Source organism: Burkholderia sp. 9120 (assembly GCF_000745015.1).
In the GTDB taxonomy this organism is placed as follows: Bacteria; Pseudomonadota; Gammaproteobacteria; order Burkholderiales; family Burkholderiaceae; genus Paraburkholderia.
The window spans coordinates 5,548,478-5,559,978 of record NZ_JQNA01000002.1; the positions used below are offsets into that span (position 1 = coordinate 5,548,478).

An 11,501-nucleotide genomic window follows, 5' to 3' on the forward strand; every position below is an offset into this window, starting at 1 on the left:
ATCAGTCATTACCCTGACAACTGGCTGCAGAACATGCTGACTCCTACCACTGCCGCGCCCGTCGCTCACGCCGACGATTCCATCGCAAGCTCCACGCCGGTGCGCAGCGGCCGCCGTGCGACGACCTTTCGTCCGAGCACGCGCAGCGCCGCCCGCTGTTCGAGTTGCGCGATGCGTCAACTCTGCATGCCGCAAGGCTTGTCGCCCGACGAGTTGACCAAGCTCGAAACGCTCATCTGTTCGGCGCGCTCCGTGCAGCGCGGCGAAGCGCTGTATCGCAGCGGCGATCGCTTCGACAGCATCTACGCCGTGCGTTCCGGTTCGATGAAAACCGTCATGGCGCACCGCGACGGCCGCGAGCAGGTCACCGGTCTGCGTCTCGCCGGCGAGGCGCTCGGACTCGACGGCATCAGCGAAGACGTGCATGCCTGCAGCGCCCTCGCCCTCGAAGACAGCACCGTCTGCATCGTTCCGTACACCGCGCTCAAATCGCTGTGCCGCGAAATCGGCTCGATGCAGGAACGTCTGCATAAGCTGCTGGGCGAGCAGATTGTTCGCGAGGCCGCGCAGATGATGGTGCTCGGCTCGCTGTCGGCGGATGAGCGGGTCGCGGCCTTCCTGCTCGACGTGTCGGATCGCAATGCGCAACGCGGTTATTCGTCGGCGGAATTCAACTTACGGATGACGCGCGAGGACATGGGCAGCTATCTCGGCATGACGCTCGAAACCGTGAGCCGCACCCTGTCAAGATTTCAAAAACGCGGACTGATCGATATACAGGGTAAGCACATTCGGATCGTCGATCTGGACGGTTTGCGGCATCTCTGATCGAGCGGTCTGTACAGCCGCGCAGCGCAGCCGTTCGTCGCTTACGTCTCTCCCAGGTTCCGCCGGTTTCCGTCGACGCGTAGTCATCCTGGCACGGCTCCTGCGACTCGGGTACAGTCTTGAGTCTGTCCCCCCGCAAGGAGACCCGGCGAAATGAACCGCGACCCCGCCCCGCATCACCCGCTCGTCCAGCGCCTGATCGACGCGCGTCGAATCACCGACGATCTGTTTGCTATCGTCAAACCCGAATTTCTGTATGAACGGCCGATCCGCGAGCGTCATCGCATCGTGTTTTATATCGGCCATCTAGAAGCTTTCGATCGTAATCTGTTCGATCAACGCCTGTGCGATCTCCCGGCGTTCGACCCGCAGCTCGACCAGCTTTTCGCGTTCGGTATCGATCCTGTCGACGGCGGTTTTCCCACCGATCAACCGGGCGACTGGCCGTCGCGCGACGCGGTGCGCGATTACGCGCTGCGCGCGCGTGAGCAGATCGACCGTGAGGTCGGTGCGCTTGCGGACAAGACGCCTCCCGGCCATGCAGGTCGTGGAGGCGGCGGCGATAGTACGCAAGCGGCCGCAGCGGAACAGCTATTGAACGTTGCAATCGAGCATCGGCTGATGCACGCGGAAACACTCGCGTACATGCTTCATCAATTGCCGCTCGAACAAAAAGTCAGCGGGCTCAATGAGCCCGTGGCAACCCAGCCTGGGCGCACGGGGGCGTTAGCGTCGATGGTCCGCGTGCCGGCCGGCACGGCCGTGCTCGGCATGTCGCGCGACGCTGGTCAATTCGGTTGGGACAATGAATTCGGCGAGATGCACGTGGACGTCCCCGCCTTCGAGATCGATCGCCACATGGTGACGAACGGCGCATTTCTCGCCTTCATCGACGCAGGCGGTTATCGCGAACGGCAATGGTGGTCCGACAAGGATTGGGCGTGGAAGGAAGCCGAGCGGATCGAGCACCCCGCCTGCTGGTCGCAACGCGACGAGCGCGACCCACGCCACGAGCATGACGCGCACGATACAACTGAACTGAGAGACGCAAACGGCAAGCAACCCGCGTGGACGCTACGCACCATGTTCGATGACGTGCCGCTGCCGCTCGATTGGCCCGCCTACGTCAGCCACGCCGAAGCCAGCGCCTACGCGCGTTGGACCGGCAAAACGCTGCCCACCGAAGCGCAGTGGCAACGCGCGGCGCACGGCGCGCCGCACGCCGCGTCCGGCAATTTCGATTTCCGCAGTTGGGACCCGCGCCCCGTCGACGCCTATCCGGACAACGTCAGCGCATTCGGCGTGGAAGGTCAGTTCGGCAACGGCTGGGAGTGGACGTCGACATTGTTCGACGCGTTGCCGGGATTCGAAGCGTTTCCGTTCTACCTGGGCTACTCGGCGAATTTCTTCGACGGCCAGCATTTCGTGATCAAAGGCGGATCGGCACGCACCGCGCAGTGCATGTTGCGGCCGGCTTTCCGCAACTGGTTTCAACCGCATTACCAATATGTCTATGCCGGGTTCCGCTGTGTGAAGGCATGACGCCGGGGCAATGTCATCAACGTAATGACATTGCCCCGTCCGGCGATCTCCCTCACGCCACCTGCACCGGCCGACCGCTGCGCTCATCGGACACGTCGACGATTTTCCCGTCCCGCACGCGAACGATTCTGTCGGCCGCGTCGAAGAACCGGTCGTCGTGCGAGATGGCAATAATCGTCTTACCCATCTGCTTGAGTTCGGGCAGGAACTCCCGGTAAAACACCCGGCGGAACGTCGGGTCCTGATCCGCGGCCCACTCGTCGAGCATGATGATCGGCCGCGCTTCGAGCATGGCCTGCACCAGCACGAGGCGTTTGCGCTGCCCGGTCGACAGATCGGTCGTACTGAAAGCGCCATCTTCGACACGAACCTTATGCGCGATCTCGAGCCGCTCGAGCGCTTCACGCGCGCGCTGCACATCGCCCGGATCATTGGTCACGAAGTCGTCGAACAGGTAGTAATCGGCGAACACCGCTGAAAACAACTGCCGGTAGCTGTCCACCCTGTCATGCCGCACCGGCTCGCCGTTCAGCAGCAGTTCGCCTTCCTGCGGCGCGTACAGCCCGAGCAACAGCTTGATGAGCGTGGTCTTGCCACAGCCGTTCTCGCCGACGATAAAAATGATCTCGCCGCGCCGCACGTCGAGATCGACCGGCCCCAGCGCAAAACCCGGCGCGCCTGTCGGCGCCGGAAACGCATACGACGCTCCCCGCAGCTCGATCCGCTCGAATTCCGGCAAGGCCGCAGCCGGCGCGTCGATCAGCAGATCCGGCTCGCGATTGGCGAACTCGGCGGACAGCTCGGCAATGCGCCGGAACGACACCTGCGCCTGGCCCAGCGCGGGCAACGCGCTCGACAACTGCTGCACCGGTCCCTTCACATACAGCAGCACGATCACGAAGCCGCTCACCACCGACGACGCCACGCCAAGCCGATGCTGCAGCGCCACCATCAAGCCGATCACGACGAAGAACAGCACCGACGACGTGCTCTCGTGCAGCCAGTAGAGGCTCATCGCCTTCGTCTTGAGTTGCGAGATCATGTCGATCGCGCCGCCGAGCTGCGCGTCATAGACACGCCGACGGCGGCCGCGATTCATGCGCAGTTCTTTCGCGCCCTCGGTGATCGAGCGATATTGCTTCTGCAGATCGTCCTGCGCGTCACGCACCTGATCGTAATAGGTGTTCCAGCGGCTCCGCGCCCAACGCGCCATCAACAGACCCGCAACGATCGCGAACGCCGCGAGTCCGAACAGCACCGGCGACAACAACAGCAGATACACGATGCAGCCCAGCGTCAGCGCAAACGCGATCGCATAGCTCGAAAAGCTGAACGTGAACACGCTGATCGTATCGATGTCGCCATTCAGCGTCGCGAGCAGCCGGTGCACGCGATGCTGTTCGATCGCGGCCAGCGGCGCGCAGACGATGCGCGACGAGATGTCTTTGCGCAACGCCGCGATGACCTTCTGTCCGACCACGCTGTTCGCGAGACCCGCGATCAGGTTGCCGCCCACGGTCAGCGCGCAGAGTCCCGCGAAGGCCCACGCGGTGCGCTCGCTCACGCCGCCAGGCTCATGGAGTCCATCGTTGACGGCGGCCAGCAGCCAGGCCGTCGAAAAACCGCCGATACAACCCATTACCGTAGCGAACAGGGTGAGCGGCCAGAAGCCGCCGATCAGCCGCAGCGCCTCGCGCATGGCGTGGCTCGCGGGCAGCGTCGACGCCGCCTTTGCTTTGTCCTTCTGTTTCGCCTGATTCATCGTACTTCTCCTTAATTCGTGTCACGCCGCGCGGCTTCAGCGGCCCAGCGACCACATCAGGTAAAGACCGCCGGCGATCATCGCGAGCAGACCGGCCGGCATCTGCTGCGGAAACAGCACGTTGCGGCTGAGCCAGTCGGACACGACCATCAGCAGCGCGCCGAGCAAGGTCGACGCCACCAGTTCCGTGGCGGCACGGCGAAATCCCATGCGCCTCGCCATATGCGGCGCCATCAGTCCGATGAACGACAACGGCCCGACGATCATCGCCGCCGCCGCGCTCAACAACGCCGCGAGCAGCAGAATCAGAAACCGCGCGCGCCGCACCGCCACCCCGAGCGACGCCGACACGGACGCACCCAGCGGAAAGATATCGAGCCAGCGCGTACACAACAGCGCCAGCGCGAACAGCACGACGGCGAGCGCCACCGCCGCGGACGCCATGTTGGCATCGATCAGATACGTGGAGCCCATCAGCAGATTGCGCAGCATCGGCGCATACGGCCCGCTGCCCGCGATCACCAGCCCGAACACGGCCTGCGACAGCGAACCGACGGCGATACCCGCGAGCAGCAGTTGCTCCGTGGCGAAGCCGCTGCGTTTGGCGAGCGCGAGCATCGCCAGCAAGGTTGCGAGCGCGCCGATGCCGCATGCGACGAACATCAGCGGCGCACCGGGCGCGCGCACCAGCAATACCAGCGCGATCATCCCGAGCAGGCTGCCGCCGCTGATACCGAGCACTTCGGGGCTCGCCATCGGATTGCCGCTCAGGCGTTGCAGCAACGTGCCGGCCAACGCGAGCAGCGCGCCGACGGCCAACGCGCTTTCGATCCGCGGCGCACGCCAGTGCCACAAGCCGGCCCATTCCGTCGACGTCGCCCAATGCCAGCCCGACACGCCGCGGCCAAAGCCCGCTGCGATTACGACAGCCACCACCAACGCGAGCGCCGCGCCGATCAGCAGACGACGCGTCGTGCGCGGCGCCTGCGGCGTGGCGAAGTGGTGCATGCGCTCCGCGTGCGGCGGCGCCGCGCGCGCTTTCAGGCGCGGCACCAGCCACAGCAGCAACGGACCGCCGAACAGCGCGGTGGCCGCGCCGGTGGGCAGCAATTCGCCGGCCAGTCCGCCGACCTGCTGGATCGCCTGATCGGTGGCCCAGAGCAGTAGCGCGCCAATCACCGGCGCCCACGTCAACTGGTCACGCAGACGACGCGCGCCACAGGCTCGCGCAATAGCCGGCGCGGCGAGTCCGATGAAACCGATCACGCCGACCGCCGCGACGACGAACGCCGTCAACGCGACCGCCGCCGCGAGCGCGAGAAAACGTGTGCGCGTGAGCGACAGGCCGAGACTGCGCGCACCGGCGTCGTCGAGACCGGCCAGCGTCAGCGGCCGCACGAGCGCGGCGCACAGCGCCGCGCAAACCACCACGCGCGGCAGCAGCCACAGCGTGGTGTGCCAGTCCTGTTGCGCGAGCGCGCCGCCGCCCCAGATGAACATCGCCGTGAGCGAGCGTTCGTAGATGATCGACAGCGCGAGGCTGATCGCGCCGCAATACAGGTTGACGATCATGCCGCCCAGCACCAGCGTGGTCGGCGCGAACGCGCGCCGCGAAGCCAGTGCGAAGACGAACAGCATCGCGAGCGAGCCGCCGGCCAGTGCGACGCCTTCGCGCCAGGCCAGCAGCCACGCGGGTGCCCACAACGTGGCCAGCAACAACGCGAGATACGAGCCTGCCGACACACCCACGGTCATCGGTTCGGCGAGCGGATTGCGCAACACCTGCTGCAACACCACGCCGGCGAGCGCCAGCGCCGCGCCGCAGAGCAGCGACAACGCGAGGCGCGGCAGCCAGCTGTAGTGGACCACCATCGCGCGAATATTGTCGACGTCGGGCGCGAAAATCGCCCGCAGCCAGTCGGATGGCGGCAAGTGGGACGCAAGGCCGCGCAACGTCAAGGCCGCCGCGAAGACCAACAGGCCGAGCATGGCCAGCAACGGACGGCGCGCATGCCACACGCCCGGCGTGCGGCCGAGGGAAAGATCATGCATCGTGCGCCTCCGGCAATAGCACATCGGCCAATTGGCGCGCGAAACGCGCGCCGCTGAAAAGCGCGCCGCCCTGCGACACCTTGGGCATGCCGGCCACGCGCTGCGCGCGCACGAACGGCAGACTGCGCCACAGCACGCCGTCGGCGAGCGTGGCGCGGGCCGCTTCCGGCAGCGGTTCGATATAGACGAGGCGCGCGTCGGCCACATCGGCGAGGCGCGTGAAATCCGTCACGGCGTAGCCGCGCGCGTTGGTCTCGTGAGTCCAGGCGTTGCGCAGACCCACGCGCTCCATCACGTCGCCGAACAGACTGCCCTTGCCGTAGACGAGCAGATGACGGTCGTCGACGAACTCGACCATGAACACCGGTTGTCGTGCGATCGACGCGCTGCTCGCCGCATTCGACGCGAAACGTGCGCGCACGGCCTCGAGCGCGGCATCGGCCGACGCGAGCGCCGCGTCGCCTTGCGGCTCGCGTCCGAGAATTCGCGCGAGACGCCGCGTTTCATTGCCGATCTGTTTCCACGGCTCGACACCCGCTGCGGATAAAGCGATCGTGAGGGTCGGTGCGATCCGGTGCAGTTGTCCAAGTAGCGGCTGATGCGCGGGCGTCACCAGCATCAGATCGGGCCGCAACTGTTCGAGCAGTTCGAAATTCGGCTGATACAGCAGTCCGATGTCGACCACGCCCGCCGGCAGCGGCGGCGCGACGTTGGTGCGCCGATACCAGTCGGGCACCGACGTGGCGAGCGGCGTCACGCCGAGAGTCAGCAGCATTTCGGTGAGACCGAAGTCCATCACCACGATGCGCGACGGCACGGCCGCCGGTCGCGCATTCACGCCAGAAGCGGAGCCAGAAGCGGAAACCCGCGCCGCCGAAGCAGCGCTCGCCGCGCCGGCAGCCGCCCGTGCGGACGCGCCCGTCAGCGCGCAAGCCAGCCCGGCCACCGTGAGGCCGAGCATACGACGTCGTTGCATGTGCGCTCTCCTCAACTCGGATAACACACGGGCACACCGCCGCGCGTGTTCTGCACGGTTTCCATCGGCACGCCGTAAATGGATTGCAAGACCTCGGGACGGCAGATTTCAGCGGGCGTGCCGCGCACCAGCAGATGACCGCTATGCAGCGCGACCATCTCGTCGCAGAAACGCGCCGCCATGTTGATATCGTGCAGCACCACCACCACGCCGAGTCCGCGGGTCTCGCTCAGACGCCGCACGAGGCCGAGCACTTCGAGTTGATGCGCGATGTCGAGCGCCGAGATCGGTTCGTCGAGCAGCAGGCAGTCGCTGTCCTGCGCAACCAGCATGGCGAGCCACACGCGCTGACGCTCGCCGCCCGAGAGCTGGTCGACGTAACGCTGCGCGTAGTGCTGCACGTCGGTGAGCGCCATGGCCTCATCGACGGTTTGTGCGTCTTTCGCGGTGAAACGACCGAGCGCGCCGTGCCACGGATAACGGCCGAGTGCGACGAGTTCGCGCACCGTCATGCCGTCGGCGGCAGGCGGCTGTTGCGGCAGATAGGCGACCTTGCGGGCGAATTCGCGCGACTCCCAGGCGTCGAGCGCGCGGCCCGCGAAGCGCAGCGTGCCGCGCGTCGGCGTTTGTTGACGCGCGAGCACGCGCAGCAGCGTGGTCTTGCCCGAACCATTGTGGCCGATCAGGCCGCAGACACGACCACGCGCGAGCCGCAGACTCACGTCCGCCAGCAGCGTACGACCGCCCGCTTCCACGCTCAGACCCTCGGCTTCGTAAAGCGCTTCGCCCTCGCGTTGCAGGCCTTCGCGAGCGGATTCCATCAACGCCGTTGCCAATCCTTTTCTCCTGTGAAACCAAAGCGAGCCCGCTACGCGTCGTCGACGCGTAGCGGGCTCGATGCTCATGCCAGTTTTACCACTGATACTTCGCGGTGCCGAGCACGCCGATCGTCGAACCGTAGTAGCACGCGCCGCCCGAACAATAGGCCACGTACTTGCGGTTCGCGAGGTTGGTGCCGTTCAGCGCGAACTTCCAGTTGCTGATGTCGTAGTGCACGGCGGCATCCAGCAGCACGACGCTGCTCACGTCGAACGAATTGGCCGTGTCGCCCGCCGACATGCCGATATAGCGCACGCCGCCGCCGAAGCCGAGCCCACGCAGCGGACCCGTATGCAGCGTGTAATCGGCCCAGATCGACGCCAGGTTACGCGGCGCGAACGTGGGCCGCTTGCCGAGCTGCGATGCCACGTTGGACTTCGTGACCACCTGATTCAGATACGTGTACGAAGCGATCGCCGACAGACTGTCGGACAGTTGCAGGCGGCCTTCGAGTTCGAGACCGCGCGAGCGCACTTCACCCGTTTGCACCGCATAACCCGGGTGCAGCGAGTCGGTAGTCGACACGTTCTGTTGCGTCAGGTTGAACAGCGCGGCCGTGAACAAGGCGTTGTAGTTCTTCGGCTGATACTTCACGCCGACTTCGTATTCCTGACCGGTGGTCGGCACCAGCGCCTGATTCGCGAAGTTCACGCCAGTGGTCGGCTGGAACGATTTCGCGTAGACGAAGTACGGCGCGATACCCGAGTCGAACAGGTACGACAGGCCGCCGCGCCACGTGAACGCGTGCGGCGTCTGGTTCTGCACCGAAGCCGCGGTCGGCGTGACCGACTGGATGTTGGTCGAACTCCAGTCGTTGCGCGCACCGAGCGTCAGCAGCCAGCGGCCGTATTCGATCTGATCCTGGATATAGACGCCGACCTGATCGGTGGCCGTGTCGACGCGCTTGGTGGTCGCCGTGATCTGGCGGAGCGTCGAGTAGTCCGGCGCAAACGGATTGAGCGTACCGACCGCCCCCGTCCCCGAGTTCGCACCGTTCAACAGGCGCTGATAGTCGAGCCCGAACAATACGGTCTGCTTGACGGCGCCGGTCGAGAACTTCGCCTCGATCTGGTTATCCATATCGAACTGACTCAGATGCTCGCGGTCCAGGAACGCGTTCATGGTCAGCACTTTGTTCGACCCCGCCACCGAGTTGCCGAAGAAGGTCTGGTGATAGTCGATGTCGTCGTGCATGTAACGCGCGTTCGAACGGAACGTGAAAATCGGGCTGATCTTCTGTTCGAACTGGTAACCCACGGCGTACTGCGTGCGGCGGAAATAATCGTCGTTCGGATTGCCGACGTAGGTCCCCGTGCCGATCTTGCCGTTCGGGTTGAAGGTGGCCACGCCGCTCACCGGCAGCGAGTCGAACAGGCCGCCCGCCGGGTCGCGCTGGTATTGCGCGTACAGCGTCAGCGAGGTGTCCTTGGTCGGACGGATCGTGACGCTTGGCGCGATCGCGAGACGCTGGTCCTTGATGCCGTTCACCTGAGTATCCGAATCGCGGCCGAGACCGGTCACGCGGTACAGCACGGTGCCGGCCTCGTCGACCTTGCCGCCTATATCGAAGCCCACTTCATAGCGGTCGTGATTGCCGAACTGCAGCATCAACTCGTGCACGGAGTCTTCGGTCGGCATCTTCGACACCAGATTCACGATACCCGCCGGGCTGCCCGCGCCGTACAGCACGGAAGCCGGGCCGCGCATCACGTCGATACGCTCGAGGAAGTACGGGTCGATCCGCGGATTCGCGTAATACGCGCTCGGCTGCAGGATCAGGCCGTTGAGATAGGTCGAGTAGTCGAAGCCGCGGCCGCGCAACTGGTCGAAACGGAAGTCGGTCGAGTCCTGCGAATAGACGCCCGGCGTGTAGCGCAGCGCCTGGTCGATGGTCGTCGCGCCCTGCTGATCCATCTGATCGCGCGTCACCACCGAGATCGATTGCGGCGTACGCACAATCGGCGTGTCGGTCTTGGTCGCCGTGAGGCTACGCTTGGCCACCACGCCCGCGATCGGGCCGGTCGCCGACGACTCACGCGAAGCGTTCACGCTCACGGCCGGCAGCGTATTGCTGCTCGCCGCGTTCGTGCCGCTGGCCTGCCCCACCGGCGCGCTCTGACGAGTCGCGCTGTCGGCGGCGCCCGACGATTGCGCATGCGCAATCGAGGAAAGCGCCAGCGGCATGCTGAGCAAAACGAGTCTCACCGGAAGTCCGCGCTGCCCCGTACTTTTGTTTTTCTTACATCCCTTCATCGTCGATTCACCATTGAATGTTAATGATAATGAGTCTTATTTCTTATGCAACAGCGATTTGTCCCACGGCAAAACAACGCCGTGGGACTGCGCAATGCGCGGGCTTGGGGGATGGACTATTTAGATTTTAATCAGGCGTTGCGTCCGGGAAAGCACGGCCAGTTTCCGCGCACACCTGTCGATTTCGGATGATACAGACATGTCCTTTGCAGAGGCGGACGTTTTTATGCGTCACATGGACACTAAATGACCGATCCAGACGATAATATCGAAAATACCGAATCGAATGGACAAATCTCTCGTGAAGCCCGTTGCGCATGCCAGCCCGGTCGGCAGTCCCGTGACCGTGACGAATTCCGCCGCATTGGCGAATCCCACTGTTAAAGCGTCGACCGACAGCCGGCCGGATCTGCCGATCGTGTTCGGCCAGGCGATCGAATACGAATCCGGCGCGCGCGAAATCGCCCACACGCATCCGCGCGCGCAACTCCTGTACGCCACCAACGGCGTGATTCGCGTGCGCACGCCCGGCACCAGTTGGGTCGTCACGCCGGACCGCGCGTTGCTGGTGCCGCCGCGCGTCGAGCATGAACTGGAGATGGTCGGCAAAGTCTCGTTCCGCACGGTCTATGTCGACCCGTGCCCGATGTGCGGCGACGAGGAAGGCCGCCTGCTGGCGGTGAACGCCCTGCTGCGCGAGGCGATTCTGGCGCTGGTCACGCAACCCGCGCGCAACCCGCCGCCGGGCAGTCTCGCCGACGTGCTCGCCCAACTGATCGTCCATCTGCTCAGCGCGGCCGCCACCGAAGACCTCGGCTCGATCCTCGACCAGGCTGCCCGTCTGCCGTTGCCGCAGCATCCGCGCTTGCGCAAGATTTGCCAGGCGCTGATCGACGAGCCGGCCAACAGCGACTCGCTGGAATACTGGGGCGACCGCATCGGCGCAAGTTCGCGCACGTTGGCGCGGCACTTTCAACGCGAGACCGGCATGCCATTCGCCAAATGGCGCGAGCAGATGCGCGCGTCCGAAGCGATGTGCCGCCTGTCGACCAGCACGCCGATCACCGAGGTGGCCGCCTACCTCGGCTACGCGGACGCCAACACGTTCGCGGTGATGTTCAAGCGCGTCCTGCATATGACTCCGTTGAAATATCAATCGATGATGAACCCCGCGACCGCGCCGCTGGACGCGCTGCAGGGCTGAGCGGC

General features: G+C 65.0%; 8 protein-coding genes. 3 read left to right on the forward strand and 5 right to left on the reverse strand.

What is annotated here, in order from left to right:
- Nucleotides 1-33: 33 nt before the first annotated feature.
- Together fnr and FA94_RS32845 are read left to right on the forward strand one after the other, a co-directional pair.
- On the forward strand, nt 34-828 hold the full coding sequence (fnr, locus tag FA94_RS32840) for a fumarate/nitrate reduction transcriptional regulator Fnr (RefSeq protein ID WP_156126758.1): 795 nt from the start codon (nt 34-36) through the stop codon (nt 826-828).
- Between the two features lie 153 nt (nt 829-981).
- On the forward strand, nt 982-2,370 hold the full coding sequence (locus FA94_RS32845) for an SUMF1/EgtB/PvdO family nonheme iron enzyme (protein WP_035559551.1): 1,389 nt from the start codon (nt 982-984) through the stop codon (nt 2,368-2,370).
- Between the two features lie 52 nt (nt 2,371-2,422).
- On the opposite strand, the gene FA94_RS32850 is transcribed toward FA94_RS32845, so the two are convergent.
- The 5 genes from FA94_RS32850 to FA94_RS32870 form a co-directional block, all read right to left on the reverse strand.
- Nucleotides 2,423-4,132, reverse strand: coding sequence for a cyclic peptide export ABC transporter (locus FA94_RS32850; RefSeq protein WP_231585084.1), 1,710 nt, complete (start codon nt 4,130-4,132; stop codon nt 2,423-2,425).
- Between the two features lie 36 nt (nt 4,133-4,168).
- Complete coding sequence (gene fhuB / locus FA94_RS32855; RefSeq protein WP_035559554.1) at nt 4,169-6,184, reverse strand: Fe(3+)-hydroxamate ABC transporter permease FhuB; 2,016 nt, start codon at nt 6,182-6,184, stop codon at nt 4,169-4,171.
- Entirely contained in the window at nt 6,177-7,160 is a 984-nt protein-coding gene (locus tag FA94_RS32860) for an ABC transporter substrate-binding protein (protein ID WP_035559556.1), read from the reverse strand. The genes fhuB and FA94_RS32860 overlap by 8 nt, the downstream gene beginning before the upstream one ends.
- A gap of 11 nt (nt 7,161-7,171) precedes the next feature.
- The gene (locus FA94_RS32865) at nt 7,172-7,981 is read right to left on the reverse strand and encodes an ABC transporter ATP-binding protein (RefSeq protein ID WP_035563798.1); all 810 of its coding nucleotides are present in this window, start codon (nt 7,979-7,981) and stop codon (nt 7,172-7,174) included.
- A 91-nt stretch (nt 7,982-8,072) separates the two neighbouring features.
- On the reverse strand, nt 8,073-10,244 hold the full coding sequence (locus FA94_RS32870; protein WP_231585085.1) for a TonB-dependent siderophore receptor: 2,172 nt from the start codon (nt 10,242-10,244) through the stop codon (nt 8,073-8,075).
- A gap of 334 nt (nt 10,245-10,578) precedes the next feature.
- Between FA94_RS32870 and FA94_RS32875 the strand changes: the two genes are divergently transcribed.
- Entirely contained in the window at nt 10,579-11,496 is a 918-nt protein-coding gene (locus FA94_RS32875; protein WP_081936277.1) for an AraC family transcriptional regulator, read from the forward strand.
- Nucleotides 11,497-11,501: the final 5 nt, after the last annotated feature.